This is a genomic window from Microbacterium ureisolvens (assembly GCF_019511645.1).
GTDB lineage: Bacteria > Actinomycetota > Actinomycetes > Actinomycetales > Microbacteriaceae > Microbacterium > Microbacterium ureisolvens_A.
Genome location: NZ_JAEUAX010000001.1, coordinates 66,568 through 83,779 on the forward strand (window position 1 = coordinate 66,568; position 17,212 = coordinate 83,779).

15 protein-coding genes and 1 tRNA gene are annotated in these 17,212 nt (G+C 70.4%); 10 read left to right on the top strand and 6 right to left on the bottom strand.

Going from position 1 to position 17,212, the window contains the following annotated elements; genetic code table 11:
* Positions 1 to 2: 2 nt before the first annotated feature.
* Positions 3 to 2,636, bottom strand: a complete 2,634-nt coding sequence (locus JNB61_RS00305; protein WP_220338434.1) for an ATP-dependent DNA ligase — start codon at positions 2,634 to 2,636, stop codon at positions 3 to 5.
* Positions 2,637 to 2,707: 71 nt separating this feature from the next.
* Between JNB61_RS00305 and ku the strand changes: the two genes are divergently transcribed.
* Positions 2,708 to 3,610: a non-homologous end joining protein Ku gene (gene ku / locus JNB61_RS00310; RefSeq protein WP_159843466.1), complete on the top strand. Its 903-nt coding sequence runs from the start codon at positions 2,708 to 2,710 to the stop codon at positions 3,608 to 3,610.
* A 20-nt stretch (positions 3,611 to 3,630) separates the two neighbouring features.
* Here the strand turns inward: ku and JNB61_RS00315 are convergent, their stop codons facing one another.
* The 3 genes from JNB61_RS00315 to JNB61_RS00325 all read right to left on the bottom strand — a co-directional run bounded on the left by JNB61_RS00315 (position 3,631) and on the right by JNB61_RS00325 (position 4,814).
* The gene (locus tag JNB61_RS00315) at positions 3,631 to 4,410 is read right to left on the bottom strand and encodes a DedA family protein (RefSeq protein WP_159843468.1); all 780 of its coding nucleotides are present in this window, start codon (positions 4,408 to 4,410) and stop codon (positions 3,631 to 3,633) included.
* A 45-nt stretch (positions 4,411 to 4,455) separates the two neighbouring features.
* A tRNA-Leu gene (locus JNB61_RS00320) sits at positions 4,456 to 4,537 on the bottom strand.
* Between the two features lie 67 nt (positions 4,538 to 4,604).
* Complete coding sequence (locus tag JNB61_RS00325) at positions 4,605 to 4,814, bottom strand: PLDc N-terminal domain-containing protein (RefSeq protein WP_159843470.1); 210 nt, start codon at positions 4,812 to 4,814, stop codon at positions 4,605 to 4,607.
* 99 nt (positions 4,815 to 4,913) lie between these two features.
* Between JNB61_RS00325 and JNB61_RS00330 the strand changes: the two genes are divergently transcribed.
* From JNB61_RS00330 to JNB61_RS00360, 7 genes are read left to right on the top strand one after another with little or no spacing between them, the layout of a single operon-like run.
* A complete protein-coding gene (locus JNB61_RS00330; protein WP_220338435.1) occupies positions 4,914 to 6,062 on the top strand; it encodes a CpaF family protein in 1,149 nt (382 codons plus the stop codon).
* On the top strand, positions 6,059 to 6,916 hold the full coding sequence (locus JNB61_RS00335) for a type II secretion system F family protein (RefSeq protein ID WP_220338436.1): 858 nt from the start codon (positions 6,059 to 6,061) through the stop codon (positions 6,914 to 6,916). The genes JNB61_RS00330 and JNB61_RS00335 overlap by 4 nt, the downstream gene beginning before the upstream one ends.
* A gap of 11 nt (positions 6,917 to 6,927) precedes the next feature.
* The gene (locus tag JNB61_RS00340) at positions 6,928 to 7,845 is read left to right on the top strand and encodes a type II secretion system F family protein (protein WP_220338437.1); all 918 of its coding nucleotides are present in this window, start codon (positions 6,928 to 6,930) and stop codon (positions 7,843 to 7,845) included.
* Between the two features lie 17 nt (positions 7,846 to 7,862).
* Positions 7,863 to 8,063, top strand: a complete 201-nt coding sequence (locus JNB61_RS00345; RefSeq protein ID WP_220338438.1) for a hypothetical protein — start codon at positions 7,863 to 7,865, stop codon at positions 8,061 to 8,063.
* Positions 8,064 to 8,067: 4 nt separating this feature from the next.
* The gene (locus JNB61_RS00350) at positions 8,068 to 8,502 is read left to right on the top strand and encodes a TadE/TadG family type IV pilus assembly protein (protein WP_159843480.1); all 435 of its coding nucleotides are present in this window, start codon (positions 8,068 to 8,070) and stop codon (positions 8,500 to 8,502) included.
* On the top strand, positions 8,477 to 8,950 hold the full coding sequence (locus JNB61_RS00355; RefSeq protein ID WP_220338439.1) for a TadE family protein: 474 nt from the start codon (positions 8,477 to 8,479) through the stop codon (positions 8,948 to 8,950). The genes JNB61_RS00350 and JNB61_RS00355 overlap by 26 nt, the downstream gene beginning before the upstream one ends.
* Positions 8,947 to 9,396 carry a pilus assembly protein TadG-related protein gene (locus JNB61_RS00360; RefSeq protein WP_308291170.1) on the top strand — a complete coding sequence of 150 codons (450 nt, stop codon included), beginning with the start codon at positions 8,947 to 8,949 and terminating at the stop codon, positions 9,394 to 9,396. The genes JNB61_RS00355 and JNB61_RS00360 overlap by 4 nt, the downstream gene beginning before the upstream one ends.
* Before the next feature lie 23 nt (positions 9,397 to 9,419).
* On the opposite strand, the gene JNB61_RS20430 is transcribed toward JNB61_RS00360, so the two are convergent.
* Complete coding sequence (locus JNB61_RS20430; protein WP_159843484.1) at positions 9,420 to 10,016, bottom strand: LuxR C-terminal-related transcriptional regulator; 597 nt, start codon at positions 10,014 to 10,016, stop codon at positions 9,420 to 9,422.
* A gap of 144 nt (positions 10,017 to 10,160) precedes the next feature.
* Between JNB61_RS20430 and JNB61_RS00370 the strand changes: the two genes are divergently transcribed.
* Both JNB61_RS00370 and JNB61_RS00375 read left to right on the top strand, forming a co-directional pair.
* A complete protein-coding gene (locus JNB61_RS00370; RefSeq protein WP_220338440.1) occupies positions 10,161 to 12,098 on the top strand; it encodes a hemagglutinin in 1,938 nt (645 codons plus the stop codon).
* A 302-nt stretch (positions 12,099 to 12,400) separates the two neighbouring features.
* Positions 12,401 to 13,225 (top strand): serine protein kinase RIO, encoded by an 825-nt coding sequence (locus JNB61_RS00375; protein ID WP_220287192.1) that lies wholly within the window; start codon positions 12,401 to 12,403, stop codon positions 13,223 to 13,225.
* A gap of 65 nt (positions 13,226 to 13,290) precedes the next feature.
* On the opposite strand, the gene JNB61_RS00380 is transcribed toward JNB61_RS00375, so the two are convergent.
* Positions 13,291 to 17,145 carry a S8 family serine peptidase gene (locus tag JNB61_RS00380; RefSeq protein ID WP_220338441.1) on the bottom strand — a complete coding sequence of 1,285 codons (3,855 nt, stop codon included), beginning with the start codon at positions 17,143 to 17,145 and terminating at the stop codon, positions 13,291 to 13,293.
* Between the last annotated feature and the right edge of the window lie 67 nt (positions 17,146 to 17,212).

Genomic DNA, 17,212 nt, shown 5'->3' on the forward strand with positions numbered 1-17,212 from the left:
GGTCAGACCTCGCGGCGGACGTCGGCGGGCGACTTGTCGGGACGCAGACCGCGCCAGCGGGGGTGGCGCAGGATGCCGCCGGGGGTGAACTCGCCGTACTCGACCTCGCCGACGAGATCGGGCCGCACCCACAGCGCGTCCCGCGCGTCCAGCGCCGGCACGCCCACCAGGGGATTCTCGCCGGTACGCAGCGGCACCAGCTTCTTCATGAGCATCTTCAGGGTCGAGTCGCTGAAGCCCGTGCCGACCCGGCCGGCGTAGCGCAGCCCCTCGTCATCGGGAATGCCGAGCAGCAGCGAGCCGAAGGTGGTGCTGCGGCCCCCCTTGCCCGGGCGGATGCCCGCGATCACCACCTCCTGCGTGCGCGTGAGCTTCACCTTGAGCCAGGCATCCGACCGACCTCCGCGGAGATAGCGTGAGCCGGGATCCTTGACGACGATCCCCTCGAGCCGCAGCCTCTCACTGGTCTCGAGCGCCGCGTCGACGTCGTCGAACACCGGGGGCACGGCAACGGGATCCGCGGATGCCGCCGCCACCGCCTCCAGCACATCCCGGCGTTCGCGCAACGGAAGGTCGGCGAGGTCGTCGCCGCCGTGGGCGAGGACATCGAAAAGGTAGTAACGCACCGGGGTGCGCCGGGCTTCTCGCGCGATGTCGCCCACCCGCTCGAGATTCATCCGCGTCTGCAGCAACGGGAAGCTCGGCCGACCGTCGGGCTCCAGGGCGACGAGCTCACCGTCCACGACACACGGCTCGGGGCCGAACCCCGCGTCGGCGGCCGTGAGCTCGGGGTACCGGTGCGTGACCTCGTTGCCGCTGCGCGCGAACAGCCTCAGGCGCTCGCCATCCCAGGCGCCGACGGCCCGGATGCCGTCCCACTTCATCTCGACCCACATGACGCCCTCGACGTCACGCTCGGCCCATCCGCGCGCTGCCGTACGCGCCTGCGCCGGCGTCGCACTCGAGGCCAGCATCGGCCGAAGCGACTCGAGGCTCAGAGGGGAGCCGGGGACGGGCTTCGCCACCTTCGCGAGATCCGGAGATCTCGCGGGCGCGGGGCGATCCGGGCGGGATTGTCCTGCGCCCGTCAGATCTCCTGATCTCGGGGACGGCTCCGGCGGTTCCTCCTGCTTGTCGTGCGCACCACGTCGACCGCGGCCGCTGCGAGCGGCCGCTCCGCGAGGGGCGTCGGCCTGCGGGCTGGGCTCGACCACGATGCCCTCCGGCTGCGGGCGGCCCGCAGCATCCGTCTTCATGCGATGCAGGAGCCAGCTGGACTTCTCACCCTCGCCCGCCGTGCGGATGAGTGCGAGTCGCACACGACCGAGGGGGCCGCCGGGGCGGCCCTCCAAGGTCGCGATGACCTCGTCGTCGCGCCATTTCTCGAGTTCGTAGCGGCCGTCGTCCCAGATGGTCACGGTTCCGCCGCCGTATTCACCCGCCGGGATCGTGCCTTCGAAAGTGGCGTACTCCAGGGGATGGTCCTCGGTCATGATCGCGAGGTTGTTGCGCCGGGAGGAGTGGGGCACGCCCCGCGGCACGGCCCAGCTCACCAGCACACCGTCGTGCTCGAGCCGGAAGTCCCAGTGCAGCGCGGTCGCGTGGTGCTCCTGGATGACGAATCGGGGGAGCTCCCCGTGGGGCGTGGCCCCGAGGGGGTTCGCCGGCACCGGCTCCGGCGTGCGGTCGGCGCTGCGCTTGGAGATGTACGCCGACAGAGGGCCGGACTCCGCCTCGCGACCGCCGGCGTGGAAGCCGAGCGCGGCCATCGGGTCGCCGATCGCCTCGACGCGATCGAGCACCTCGGTGAACTCCAGGTGGCGCAGCCCCGGATCGTCGAGTTCGTCCCACGTGCGCGGGGCGGCCACGGTCGGGTGCGGGCGACCGCGCAGCGAATAGGGCGCGATCGTCGTCTTCGATCCGTTGTTCTGGCTCCAGTCGATGAGCACTTTCCCGTGGCGCTCGGCCTTCTTCATGCTGCTGACGACGAGGTCCTTGTGGTCGGCCTCGATCGCCCGCGCGAGCTCGTTCGCGAGCGCCGAGGCCTGCTCCGTCGACTGCCCCGGCGGCAGCGCGGTGTACAGATGGATGCCCTTGCTGCCGCTGGTGACCGGGTACGGCTCCAACCCCATGTCGAGGAGGATCTCGCGCGCCCAGCCGGCCACCTCCGCGCACTCGGCGAGGCCCGCACCCGGGCCGGGATCCAGGTCGAGGACGAGCCGATCGGCGGGACCGCGGCCACCTGCCGCATCGAAGCGCCACTGGGGTACGTGCAGCTCGAGGCTCGCAACCTGCGCGAGGTAGACGAGCGTCGGCACGTCGGCGACCAGCGGGTACTCCTTCGTTCCGGTGGAGTGGGGGATGGGCATCCGCCGCACCCACGAAGGCGCACCGCGCTCGAGGTCCTTCGCGAAGAAGACCATGCCGGGGTCGTCCGCGGTGCCGACGCCGTCGGGCCACCTCTTGCGTGTGACGGGGCGCCCGACCACATGGGGGATCAGCGCCTCGGCGATACGCGAGTAGTAGTCGATGACCTCGCCCTTGGTGGTGCCGGTCTCGGGGTAGAGCACCTTCTCGAGGTTCGTGATGCGCAGGCGGCGGCCGCCGATGCGCACCAGCTGCTCGTCGCCCGCCATGGGCTCAGAGTATCGGGGCCGCGCCACGCAAGGGGTGGCCGCGCGTCGGCGCCCTGGTGTTCACTGGTGGGGTGAGAGCGATCTGGAAGGGTGCACTGACGTTCGGGCTCGTCAACGTGCCGGTGAAGGTGTACTCGGCGACCGAAGACCACGACGTCTCGCTGCACCAGGTGCACAACAAGGACGGCGGCCGCATCCGTTACCAGCGGATCTGCGAGATCGATGGCGAGGTCGTGCCGTACTCCGACATCGACAAGGCCTACGACGACGGCGAGAAGACGGTGGTCCTGACCAAGGAGGACCTGGAGTCGCTGCCGGCGGAGCGCAGTCGAGAGATCGATGTCGTCGAGTTCGTGCCGAGCGAGCAGATCGATCTGCTCACCCTCGACCGGGCGTACTACCTCGAACCCGACTCCAGCTCGCCGAAGGCTTACGTGCTGCTGCGCAAGACGCTCGAGCAGACCGACCGCACGGCGATCGTGCGCTTCTCGCTGCGGCAGAAGACGCGGCTCGCCGCGCTGCGCGTACGTGATGACGTGCTCGTGCTGCAGACCCTGCTGTGGTCCGATGAAGTCCGCGAGGCGGCCTTCCCGGCCCTCGACGAGACGGTGCGGATCTCGGCGAAGGAGCTCGAGCTGTCCGCATCCCTCGTCGAGAGCTTCTCGAGCGACTTCGATCCCGAGGAGTTCAAGGACGAGTACCAGGAGGAGCTGCGCACCCTCATCGAGGCGAAGCTCGAGAAGGGCGACGCGGTCGACACCGCCGAGACGTTCGGCGAGCAGGAGCAGGAGGAGGCCGGCGGCGAGGTCATCGACCTCATGGCAGCGCTCCGCGCCAGTGTGGAGAAATCGCGAGCAGCCCGCGAGGGCAGCGCAAAGGGGGGATCCGAGAAGACGACTGCCGCCGCATCGGCGAAGACCGACGCGAAGGCACCCGCCAAGAAGCCCGCCGCGAAGAAGAAGAAGGCGTCCTGATCCGCTGAACGCCGCTCGGCTCAGGCCTTGGGCGTGTCCCCGTGCTCGGGACCCCGCTCGAACACCTCGGGGTCGAGCACGAGGGCCTCCGCCTCACTGTGGTCGGTGACGACGTCCTCGCCAGCGGCCGCGGCCTTCTTGGCCTTGCTGCGCTCGCGGAGGTAGTGCCACAGCGTCACAACGGCAGTGCCGCCCACCGCAGCGAGGAGGATCAGGTCGATGTAGTTCTCGACGAACTCGGCGACCGGCGGGATGAAGCCGATGGCGTACCCGAACATCGTGAGACCGAAGCCCCAGAGGACGGCCCCGATGAAGTTGTAGAGCGTGTACTTCCACTTGTTCATGTGGCCGACGCCGGCGGCGACGGGTGCGAACGTGCGGACGATCGGCACGAAGCGGGCGAGGATGATCGTCAGACCGCCGAAGCGCTCGAAGAACGCGTTGGTGCGCTCGACGTTCTTGACGCTGAAGAGCCCCGACTCCTTCTTCTCGAAGACCGCCGGGCCGCCCTTGTGGCCGATGTAGTAGCCGACCTCGCCGCCGATGAACGCGGCGAGTCCGATGAGCAGCGCCACCCACCAGACGCTGAGTCCGAACACACCGTGCGGGGCGTACGGCTGAGGGTGCGACAGCAGACCCGAGATGACGAGCAGCGTGTCGCCGGGAAGCAGGAAGCCGACGAGCAGGCCGGTCTCGGCGAACACGATGAAGCACACCACGACGAGGGCCCAGGGGCCGGCCCATCCGATGATGGCGGCGGGATCGAGCCAAGGGATCAGGGCGGTGGGAACAGCGTGCACGATGGTCGTCCCGTCGTCAGTCGGCGGAGGATGCGAGAACTCGCGTGCGGAAGGTGGGACTTGAACCCACACGCCCGGAGGCACAGGAACCTAAATCCTGCGTGTCTGCCAATTTCACCACTCCCGCGAGGCTCTCAGTCTACTGAGGCGAGGAGGGGTCGGCGGTGGGGCTGGCCCCCGTTCCGGCCGGTGGGTCAGCGGCGGATGCCGAACAGGAAGTAGCTCGCGGGGCCGATCCAGTTCACGAGGATCGCGGGGATCCACGCGGCCTTGGGCCCGCGCACCTCGTCGGCGTCGCGGTGAGCCAGATCCCAGAACGCGAGGAACGCGAACGCGACCTGCACGATGCCGAGCACGCCGAGTCCCGCCTTCGCCGCCGGGGTCATCTCCGTCTTCGTCATCATCGTCCTTTCGTCGGTTCCTCCATCCTGCCTGCCGCCGGCGCCCCGCGCATCTGTGGATAACTTTCGGCTGGTTCCGCGACGAATTGGGAGGATGCTGACGTGACTTCCCCCGCCGCTCCCGTCGCGACCGTCGTGGCGGAACGCGTGCGCGAGCGCCTCCGGGCGGAGCGCTCGGACCCCTCCCGCGATCCCGAGTTCGCCGCCCAGATCGCGCGCGCGGAGGTGCGCCGTCACAACGACTTCGCGCTGGCGCGCGGGCTCGCGCCCGTCGACGACGAGACCGCGTGCGTCCGGGAGGTGCTCGCCGCGGTGTCGGGTTTCGGTCCGCTGCAGGCGTACCTCGATGATCCGACGGTCGAGGAGGTGTGGATCAACGCTCCCGACCGCATCTTCGTGGCGCGAAGCGGCGTGCCCGAGCGTACGCCGCTCATGCTGACGGACACCGCGGTCCGCGATCTGGTTGAACGGATGCTGCAGTCCAGCGGCCGCCGTGTCGATCTGAGCCAGCCCTTCGTCGACGCCTCGCTCCCAGACGGCAGCCGGCTGCACGTCGTCATCCCCGACATCACCCGGCGGCACTGGGCGGTCAACATCCGCAAGTTCCTCCCCGCGTACCGCGACCTCGGGCGGCTGGTCGCCGCCGGCTCGATCGCACCGGAGGCCGCGACCCTGCTGCGCGATGCCATGGTCGCGGGGAAGTCGGTGCTGGTCTCCGGAGCGACGCACGCGGGCAAGACCACTCTGCTCGGCGCTCTGATCGCGGCGTGCCCACCGGAGCACCGCATCGTGACGGTCGAGGAGACGTTCGAACTCGCCGTCGCCGCCCCGGACCTGGTCGCCCTCCAGGGTCGGCAGCCGAGCCTCGAAGGCACCGGCGAGGTGACGCTGCGGCGCCTGGTGAAGGAGGCGCTGCGCATGCGTCCCGACCGCCTGGTCGTCGGCGAGGTGCGCGACGCCGAGGCGCTCGACCTGCTGCTGGCCCTCAACACCGGAGTTCCGGGGGCGGCGACGATCCACGCCAACTCGGCGCGAGAGGCGCTGGGCAAGCTCGCCGCGCTGCCGCTGCTGGCAGGGCGCAACATCGACGCGACCTTCGTGCAGCCGGCGGTGGCAGCATCCGTCGATCTCGTCGCGCATTGCGAGCGCGACGCGAGCGGAGTGCGGCGGGTGACCGAGATCGTCGCACCGACCGGAGTCGCCGACGGCGTCATCACCGCGCACACCTTGTATCGGGCGGTCGCCCCGTGACCTTCCTGTGGGGCGCGGTGCTCGCCGCAGGGCTGCTGCTGATCCTCTCGCCGTGGCTGTGGCCCGCGGGATCCCGCCGCCCTGGTGCGGCACGGCGCGGACGGATCGCGCGCCTGCTCGAAGACGCCGGAATGGCGCGCGTCTCGGTACCGGCGATCGTCGTGATCGCAGGCGTGTCAGGCGCGGTGGCCGCTGCGGTGGCGTGGCTGATCGCTCCGGTCGCCGCCCTCGCCCTCGTCGCCGCCGTCGCCGGTGCGCTCGCACCGTTCACCTGGCTGCGGGCTCGCCGTTCCAAGCTCCTGCGCACGCGCCGCGGACTCTGGCCCGACGTGTGCGATCTGCTCATCGCCTCCGTGCGGGCGGGGATGTCGCTGCCCGACGCCGTTGCCAGCCTCGCTGACTCCGCACCTGCGCAGCTGCGACCGGCGTTCGCGGCCTTCGCACGCGACCTGGCGGCGTCGGGGCATTTCGATTCGAGCATCCGGCGACTCAAGACCAACCTCGCAGACCCCGTCGCCGACCGCATCGTCGAGACGCTGCGGATGGCGCGACAGGTCGGCGGCACGGAGCTCACGACCGTGCTCCGGGCACTCGCGTCGTCCGTGCGCGCGGACGCCGCGCTGCGGGCCGAGGTGGAATCGCGGCAGTCATGGATCCGGGGCGCGGCGGTGCTCGGCGTGGTTGCGCCGTGGGTGATCCTCGCGATGCTCGCGATGCGACCGGAGGGTGCGCGCGCCTACGGCAGCCCGGGCGGCATGGCGCTCATCCTCGTCGGCGCCGCAGTCTCGCTCGTCGCGTACCGGCTCATGATCCGGCTCGGACGCCTCCCTGAACCCCGGCGGTGGTTCGGGTGATCGGGTTCGCGATGGGCGACGTCGCGTACGCCGTCGTGCTCGGCACGGCACTGGGTGTCGGGGCCTGCCTGCTGATCTCGCTCGCGCCGCGGTGGGGCGCGCCCAGCCTCGCGCGACGGATCGCACCCTACATCCGCGACGTCACCGATCCCCGGGGCCTCGACGTGGCCGCCCCCCGCGGCGGGAGTTCCGCGTTCGCGTGGTCGAAATTCGCGCAGCGGCGCCTCGCCCGGCTCGCGGGTGGCGATGCGGTTCTCGCCCGGCGCCTGCATCAGGCCGCGTGGACGATCGACCCGGCGCGATTCCGCGGAAGGCAGCTCGCGGTGGCGATCGCGGGTCTCGCGGTCGGCGGGGGAGTCGTCGTCGTGCTCGTGCTCGCCGGCCGCGGGTCGGCCGTTCTCGGGCTGCTCCCAACGGTCGCCGCCATGGCCGCAGCGCTCGCGTACGACGCCTGGCTCACGCGCGCGGCACGGGCGCGAGCCGCGCGCATCGAGGAAGAGCTGCCGACCGTGCTCGAGTTCCTCGCTCTGTGCCTGTCGGCAGGCGAGGGGATCCTCGACTCGCTGCGTCGTGTCAGCGATGTCGGCGCGGGGGAGCTCACCGCGGAGCTGCGCGGCGTCGTGGTGGCGGTGGGCACCGGCTCACCGCTGTCGGAATCGCTCACGCGGCTCGCGGCAGGTCTCGAGATCCCTGCGCTCACCCGCGCGGTCGACCAGCTGGTGGCGGCGATCGAGCGCGGCGCCCCGCTCGCGCACGTGCTGCAGGCGCAGGCTATCGACGCCCGTGAGGACGCCAAACGGACGCTCATCGAGCGCGCGGGCCGGAAGGAGATCTACATGCTCTTTCCGCTGGTCTTCCTGATTCTGCCCCTCAGCGTGCTGTTCGCGGTCTTCCCGGGGATCTTCATGCTTCGACTCGGACTCGGCTGACGCCGGAAGGAGAAATGATGAAAGCACGGATGCTGCGCCTCACGGCTCGCCTTCACGCGGCGGCGCGCGACCTCACCGACGACGAGCGGGGCGACGTGCCCGGCTGGGTGCTGATCACCCTGATGACCGCGGGGCTCGTCGTCGTGATCTGGGCGATGGCCGGTCCTGCGCTGGCCGACCTCTTCGAGCAGGCGATCAGCCGCGTCTCCGGGCTCTGACCCCGTGCGCGTCGTCCTGGCACGTGCGGCGGCGGGCGTGCGGGCCGGGCTCGCCGCGAACCTCCGCGACGAGGCCGGGGCGAGCCCCGTCGAGTTCGTCCTCGTCGGTGCACTGCTCACCGTCCTCACGCTGGGCGTGCTGCAGTTCGGCCTCGCGGTGTACGTCCGCAACGTGGTCCACGACGCCGCCGTCGAGGGCGCGTATCACGCGGCCCTCGCCGACACGACGCTCGCCGAAGGGGCTCAGCGCACGCGTGACATCGTGGGCCGCACGATCGGCGCCGAGTACATCACAGATGTCACCGTGCATGAGACGGGGGCCCTCGGCCAGCCGACCGTCGAGGTCCGCGTTCAGGCGACGCTCCCGTTGGTCGGCCTGCTCGGCGCTCCGCGCGGGCTGGAGGTGATGGCACATGCTCCTGTCGAATCGTTCGACTGACACCGCTACGGAAGACCCGCTCGGCGACGACCGCGGCTCGGCCGCTCTGGAGTTCATCCTGGTCGGCCTTCTCCTCCTGGTGCCCCTCGTCTACCTCGTCGTCGCGCTCGGGCTCGTCCAGGGGCAGAGCCTCGGTGCCGAGGCCGCGGCGCGCCATGTCGCGCGTGCCGTGTCGACGGCGACCGACGCCGCTGACGCGCGAGCCCGGGCCGACGCGGTGCTGGTGGCGGTGTCGGAGGAGTACGGGCTCGACGACGTCGACCTCTCCCTCACATGCGCGCCAGCAGGCGCCGCGTGCCCGCGGGCCGGCGCGACGCTTCACGTGAGTGTTCGCACCAGCGTCACTCTGCCGCTCGTTCCGCCCGTCCTCGAACTCGACCGCATCGCCGCGGTCCCGATCGAGGCGTCGGCCGCGCACAAGGTCTCGCGCTTCTGGAGCGAGCGGTGATCGCCCGCGTGCGCGCCCTCGCCGCGCGCCGCGAGCAGCAGGCGGCCGACGACGAGGGCAGCGTGCTCATCCTCACCCTGGGCTACGCAGTGCTGGCGATCGCGGTCATCCTGGTCTGCACGGCCGCAACGAGCCTCTATCTCGCGCAGAAGCAGCTCGATGCGGTCGCGGATGCCGCGGCCCTTGCCGCTGCGGACGCGTTCGACCTGACGGTGGTCGGCGGCGAGCCGGTGGCCACGCTCACCGACGCCGGCGTGCGCCGGGAGGCGGAGGCGATGATGACCGCCGTCGGTCGCGACGCTCGTCTCGTCGCGGCGTCGACTCCCGACGGCGTCTCGGCGCGGGTGACGGTCGCCGGGCAGTGGCATCCGCCCATCGTCACGGTCTTCGTTCCTGACGGCGTCGGCCTCGAGGCCACAGCCACGAGCCGCACCGCACTACGGTGAGGCGCGGTGCCGCCGAGGGTGTGTCACGGTGCCGCCGCGCGGGCGGCGAGCGCCACCGCTTCCATGCGCGAATGAACGCCGAGCTTGCCGAGCAGGTTCTGCATGTGCGCGCCGACCGTCTTGATGCTGATGCCCATCTCGGTCGCCACCTGCTTCTGCGTCATCCCCTCTGTGGTGAGTGACAGCACCTGGCGCTCGCGCGGGGTCAGCGACGACAGGCGCCGTAAGTCCGCGGTCGCACCTCGCGAGGGTCGGGTGCGCTCGATGAGGCGTCTCACGCGGGCGAGGAACTCCTCGGCGTCCATCGACTCGGCCGCGTAGTCGTCGGCGCCGACCAGCAGGCCGGCGACGACATCGGCGGGCGTCGTCCGATCCGCCGACACGAGAACAGCGGGCATGTCGTGTCCGTAACGATCCCGCAGCTCTCTGAGGAAGCTGCACCCGCCGTCCTCCACCTCGAGGATCGCCACATCCGGGGCGGTGCCGTTCAGTGTGGCCGCAGCATCCGTCGCTCTCGCGAAGGCCATCGACCGCAGTCCGAGACGGCCGAGCAGCGTCACGTAATCGGCCCTGACATGGTCACCGGCGACCACCAGGGCGTATGCCTCATCTGTGCTCACGATTCCTCCCCGAATCGCGCGCCCTCCCGCCGAGCGACCACCTTAGGGAATTCCCCCGGAACCCCCGTGTGATTCACCCGATGGTCGCCTCCCCACGCGGTTCATAGCCTAGGGCCCGCAGGGCCCTGGGGAAAGGGGAGCACTATGTCCAGGAACACTCGGCGGCGGTCGATCGCCGCCGGCATCACGGGCTGTCTGGTGGCAGCCTTCGTTCTGGGGGGAGCGTCCGCAGCCACCGCGGCGGACGGCCCGTGGGAGATCGATGGGATCGTCATTCCCGATGTGACGGATCCGGTCATGGAATCGATCGAGGATCCATTCGGCAACATCAAGGAGCTCGGACCGCTCAACTCCAGTACGACGAAGATCGGCGTCATCCACAACGACGCGCTGCCGACGCTCGGCGAGACCAACCCGAACGCTCAGGTCGACCTGAGGCGTGCGTGGGTCGACGCCACCAAGGACGCGGCGGGCGACGACTGGCTCTACTTCGCGTGGGAGCGCGATTCCGCCAACGGCAGCGGGTTCATCGCCTTCGAGTTCATGCAGAACGAGCCGCCGGCCGGCTGCGCGTACGAGACGGAGACCAACAATCAGCTGATTGCGAACTGCAACCCGTGGGTGAATCGTCAGGGCGGATCCGCAGGCCCGCCGACCGTGCCCGGCGACTTCATGATCCTCTGGGACCAGCAGGGCGGGAGCACCGCGCTGTCGCTGCGTATCTGGAGCGGAACAGCGCCGAATCTGACGCTCGGCGCTGCGATCCCGCTCAACGCGACCGTCTCGCAAGCCGCGTACAGCCCCGACAAGTTCAAGGGCGAGGCGGCCATCAACCTGACCGACACCGTGTTCGGCGGGGTGCAGCAGTGCCTCACGATCGCGAACGTGATCCCGAGCACCGTGACGGGCAACTCCGACACGGCCGACTATAAGGACACCATCCTGGCGCCCGCGCCCGCGTTCGGCAGCTGCGAGTCGACGACGGAGACCATGCCCAAGACCGCTGCCGGCGAGAACATCCCCGCCGGGGGTCTCTCGATCGGCACAGGGGTGGTCGGCGTGAAGGATTCGGCTGTCGTGGACCTCACCGGAGGGACGACCGCCGTGGGCGGCTCGGTCCAGTTCCACCTCTGCAAGGTGGACGCCCCCGGACTCTGCACAGCGGGTGGAACCGACGTCGGATCGACCGACCTCACCGGCGAGACCTATCCGGTGACAGTCGTCTCGCCGACCGCCTGGGTGACGGCCGCCGGCCGCTACTGCTGGCGCGCGGAGTACACGCCGGTCGAAGGCACAGGCGTCTCGGGCTCGAGCGATGCGCGTGCAACTGAGTGCTTCACCGTGAATCCGGTTCAGCCGACGCTCACGACCGATGCGAGCGCGGACGTCGTGCTCGGCGGCACTGTGATGGACACGGCGACCCTCGACGGGACGACCGCCCAGCCGCTCGACCCGATCATCCGCACAGGTGACGAGCCGGACCCGGGTGCACCCGCGGGAGGCACGATCACGTTCTCGCTCTACGGCCCGAGCACCACGGGCTGTGGCCCGCTCGTGCAGACGACCTCGGCGGTGACTGTGAGCGGCGACGGCGACTACGACTCGCCGACGGTCACGCCGACGGTCGCGGGCACGTACCACTGGGTTGCGACATACAGCGGCAGCTCGCCGAACACTCTCGGCGAGACCCACAACGAGGACTGCACCGACGGCGGCGAGGACGTCACAGTGACCACGGTGGCATCGACGCTGTCGAGCGTGCAGACGTGGGTGCCGAACGACTCGGTCACCCTGTCGGCGCCGGCCGGCGGGCCGATGACGGGCACGGTGCACATCGCGCTCTACCCGAACGGCACGTGCAGCCACGCTGCTTCGCCGATCTACAGCGATGACCTCGCGGTTCCCGGCCCCAACGGCCAGACCGTCACCACAGACAACACGACGGCCGTCTCGGCGAGCGGCGTGTACTCGTGGGAGATCAGCTACACGAGCACCAACGGTGCGCAGCGAAGCATCGGCGTGAGCTGCGAGGAGACGACGGCCCTGACCATCGACAACGGAGATCCCGTCGGCAGCCAATGATCCATCCGAACTGAGGAGCGGCGACGGCCGTGGCGACGCAGCCACGGCCGTCGCCGCGTTCTGTGAGTAGGCGAGGGGACGGATGCTTCCGCCTACGCGTGCGCTGATCATCTCAGGTGACGCGCACCGCGCGCGTGGGCTAGAGTTGCGCGCAGTCGGTGCCGGCTCACGCGCCGCATCCTGGACCGGAGGGAGGACCAACGATGGCTGTCTTCGTCATGCCTCGCATACATATCCCCTTCCGCGAGGTCGCCCGCACGCGTTGACCCGGCGGCGGCCTCCAGTCCTGGAGTGTCCCACCGATGTCATCCGAACGCCTCGACGCGTCCGCATCCCTTCTCTCGCCGGGTCTCGAACCCGGCCCCGATCAGCGCTGGTCCACGTGGCCGGCATCTCCGCCCTCCCAGCGTGGCCCGCTGCCGCATCCGGACTGGGTCATCACCGCGTCTGGCGCGTTCGACACCGAGCTGGGCGTCGTCAAGACCGGTAAGGAAGCCGATGTGCATCTCATCGAGCGCGCGGTGCCCGGCACCGCCGGCGTGCTCCTGGCCGCCAAGCGCTACCGCAACTCACATCACAGCGACTTCCATCGTTCGGGCAGCTACGAGGAGGGGCGCACGATGCGCAACACCCGCGACGCGCGCGCCGTCACCCGCAAGTCGGCGTACGGACGCTCGGTGGCCGCGGCGCATTGGGCCGTCAGTGAGTTCGACGCGCTGTGCCGTGCGTGGGGCGCGGGGGTTCCGGTGCCGTACCCCGTGCAGGTGAGCGATACCGAGGTGCTCATGGAGTTCATCGGCGACGAGCGGGTCGCCGCGCCGCGCCTGGCACAGAGCCGTCTGCACGCTGAGGAGCTGCGGGACGCCTTCGATCAGGTCGTCGGCATCCTCGAGGCGTTCGCGCATGCCGGGTTCGCGCACGGCGACCTCTCGCCGTACAACCTGCTCGACCACCAAGGCCGCGTCGTCGTCATCGACCTGCCGCAGATCGTCGACGTCGCAGCGAACCCGCAGGGGCTCGACTTCCTCTACCGGGACGTCGTCAACGTCTCGACGTGGTTCACCCGGCGGGGTCTCGACAACGATCCCGAGGACGTGTTCGCCCACCTCGTCGCGATGCTCTGGTGATTCACCCCGCCCCGCGGCCAATGCCAGGGACCCCGGCGCGTGCGCCGGGGTCCCTAGCATTCGGGTCAGCGGACGCCCTTGGCCGGGGTCGCCTCGAACGCCTTCTCGATCTCCTGCGTGAAGGTGTTGCCCTCGGCGTCCCTCGCGGTGACGCGGAGGTCGACCCAGCCGCCCGTGTCTGACACGGGGATCTCGGCCGCGTAGCCGCTGACCCACGCGCGCGACATGGCGAAGATGTACCCGTCGCCCTCGACCGCGCCAGTGGGGGCGTCCGTCTTCGCGCTCTCGAGCCTGACCGGCACCCAGTCGCCGCCCGCGGTGCGGGCCTCGAGCGTGGCGTCGGTGATGGCGCCCGCCGGAGCGGTGCCGGCGACATGACCGAGCTCGAGACCGAGTGGGATCGGCGAGCCCTTGCGGCGGCCTTCGCCGACGCGGTTCTCGTCGTTCACGTCGACGTCGTAGTACGCCTGGATCATCGGCAGCAGCCGGTAGTCCCAGTCGCCGAGCTTGCCCGACGCGCGGAAGGTCCAGTCGCTGACCGTCTTCGTCGAGCCGGCGAGGTGGGAGCCGTCGTGCGTCGCCGTGCTGACGACGCGCCAGTCATGCTCTCCATCGGGCAGTTCGAAGACGTTCGCCCCCTGGTGCTCGCGCTGGGCGATCAGCTCTCCGTCGAGGTAGATGTCGGTCAGCTGCTGCACCGTGGACGGTTCCATCCAGGTGTCGAAAGCGCCGGTGTGCTCGCCGTCGCCGCCATCCGCCCAGCTCGGGATGTTGATCTGGGCGTAGTCCGACGCGAGGTACGGCACCCAGTAGCCCGTGCCGACGTACGGCCGAACGATGCCGCCGTAGTAGTCGGCCCCGGTGCGCTCGCCGCGGTCGTAGGTGCGCTTGATATCGCGCATCTCCCAGCCGACCGAGGTGATGAACGTCCCCTGGTACCAGCGCAGGCCGTCGGTGTTCACCCACTCCTCGCGCTCGATGCCCCTCTGGGTGCGCAGCGGGAAGCCGCTGCCATACTCCGCGCCGGGCACGAAGTCGTACCGGAACTCGCCGATCTCCTCCGCCTGCCCGATGTATCGCGTGTCGATGCGGGCGAGGTCCTCGGGGCTGTGCCGGTAGGCCAGGTCGGCCGGGATCTCGCCCTCGCCGAAGTGGGCGATGTCGTAGGTGACCTCGGAGGTCGGCTCGCCGACCGCCGAGAGCGTGACCTTCTTGTGGCCGCCGAGCTGCGCCAGCAGCTCACGTCCCTCCACGCCGCTGACGGCCGCGACCGGGATCGAGACGCTCGTCGTGTAGTCCTCCGATCCGACCCATTCGCTGAGCTCGCCGTCGCCGTCGTTGACGACGATCAGCAGCTTCGATCCGGCTGCGGCCGCGTTCGCGGCGCGAGCGGATGCTGAGACCTCCGCCGACCGGGTGACCACCGCGATCTTGTCCTTGACATTCGCGGCGGCGAACTCTTCGACGCTGCCCTTTCCGGCGTCCACGGCGGCCGCCTTGAACGAGCCGTCGAGGAACGTCGAGCCGATCTGCACGATCAGGTCGAGCGGAGTCTTGCCCGCCGAGACGGTCAGCATCGGCGTCTGCAGGCGCCAGCGGGTCGCCCAGGAGAACTCCGCGTCGTCGACCTTCATCGGCTGCGCCCACAGCTCGTCGGTCCACACCGGCATCATCGCGCTCGCCGCGAAGTCGTCGACGGTCACGTCCATTCGGCGGAAGACCTGGTCGAGCCCTTCCTGGCCGACGTCGACCGTCACCTGCTCCGCCGCGCGTGCGTCGAGGGCGACCGTACGGTTCTGGTCGAGCTCGACCGTCGGGTCGCCGACGAGGACGCTGGCGATCGTGTCGGGCGTGCGGTTCAGCTCCATGAACGACATCACCGTGTAGTCGCCCTTCATGAGGCGCAGCGTGGTCTCGCCCTCGACGAGCACCGGCTCCGCCCACTGCGTCGCCGGGTCCCACAGGAACGCGTAGGTCGTCGTCGGGTTGCCGTCGAAGCCCGTCGCGGTGAGCGTGAGGTCGTACCGTTCGGCCTCGGCGATCGTCCCGAGTGCGGTGCGGGTGACCGGCTCGCCGTCGACAGACGCCACCAGCATGCCCGACAGCTGGGTGCCGGCCGGGACCTTTGCAGGATCCACCGTCAGCGTGGCCGACCGGCTCTCGCCGGCGGGGATGGTCAGCGTGTCGACGTCCATGGTGAGCGCGTCGAACGCGATGCCCGCCGCCATCGGCCCCGGCTCGCCTCCGCCGGCTCCCGGCGTGGTGTCGCCGAGGTTCGCCGAGAGGGCGACGGTGATCTCGGCGTCCGTGCGGTTCGTGTATTCGACCGTCCGCTGGACCGGAGTCGGGGCCTCGCCCCACATCAACATGCCGAAGTCGCCCGAACCGGCGGCGATGACCGGCGCGTCCAGCGCAGCCGCGACGTTCACCACGCCCGTGCCGCCCTGATAGGCGGTGTAACCGACGTCGGTCGTGGTGCTCGCGATCGCGGCCTTCAGCTGGTCCTTCGTGTAGCCGGGGTTGGCGCTCAGCAGGATCGCGGCCTCACCCGCCACGTGCGGCGTCGCCATCGACGTGCCGCTCATGGCTATGTAGGCGCCGTCGCCGCCGCTGTCGGCGGAGCGTGCTGCGGTGACGTCGTTACCGGGGCCGGTGACGTCGGGCTTGAGCGAGCCCGAGCGTGCGAGCGGGCCCTGGCTCGTGAACCACGACAGGGCGCCGGACGGGTCGTCGACCGAGCCGACGGTGAGCGCCTGCTCCGCCGAGCCGGGAGCGCCGATCGTCTCGGGGGCGCCGGCGTTGCCGGCCGCGACGACGAAGAGCGCCCCGGTCTCCTTCGAGATCTGGTTGAGTGACTCGGCCATGAGGTCCGTGCCGTCGGAGGCCTGCGTCGAGCCGAGGCTCATCGAGACGATCGGGGCGTTCTGACCCGCCCACTCCATCGCGTCGATGATCCACGAGTCCTGGCCCCAGCCGTCGGCGCCGAGCACCTTGCCGACGAGCAGCTGGGCGCCGTCGGCGACGCCGCGGTGCGTGCCGCCGCTGGCCGCGCCGGTCCCGGCGATGGTCGAGGCCACGTGCGTGCCGTGACCGTTCGGGTCGCTGTCGACCTCCTCGCCGGGCACGAAGCTCCTCGAGTCGGCGAGCACGTGGCCCTGCAGGTCGGGGTGGGTGTCGTCGTAGCCGGTGTCGAGCACGGCCACGGTGACCCCTTCGCCGGTGTGACCCTGGGCCCACGCCTCGGGGGCGTCGATGTAGGGCACGCTCGAGTCGAGGGTCGCGCGCACCTTGCCGTCGAGGTGGATCGCCTCGATGCCCCCGCCGAGCGAGGGCGTCGCCGAGAAGCTCCGGGCGGTCGGGGCAGTGAGCGACTGCCAGGCGGATGCGGCGTCGCTGTGGCCGAGCGTGGCCGCGGCGCCGCCGATGCTCTCGAGAGGTGTCTGCACCTCGAGACCGGGGACCGGCGCCGAGAAGGACCGCGCGGCTGCGGCGTCCTGCTGCACGATGACCGGCGTCGCATCGACGGTCGCGTCGTCGTAGCCGTACTCGATGAGCAGCGACACGTTGAAGAGGTCCGCGTCGAGCGCGCCCGCCGCGAGGTACGGCAGTGCACTGTCGGGAACGACGTGGAGGTCGCCCGACGCCTCATACGTGCGGGCGCCGGCGCCCTCGACGGCGGTGTCGATCGAGACCGCGTGGGTGCCGTCGCTCATGTCCGTGACGGTGACGCGGTCGCCCGTGATCAGGGTGACGGAGTGGGAACTGCCGGCGACCGCCCGCGAGGTGGGGGAGTCGTCTGGGGCGGAGGTGGCGGCCGCCGGCAGAGTGGTGAGGCCGATGCCTGCGATGCCGATCGCGAGGCCGCTCGTGGCGGCGACGATCGGACGGAGGCGAGGGCCGAAGGGCTTGGGTCGTGACATCGCGCGAGCCTCTCGGTGTGGGGATCCGTGTAACCCCACCTTCCTGTGCGCGGTGCATAAAGTGGAT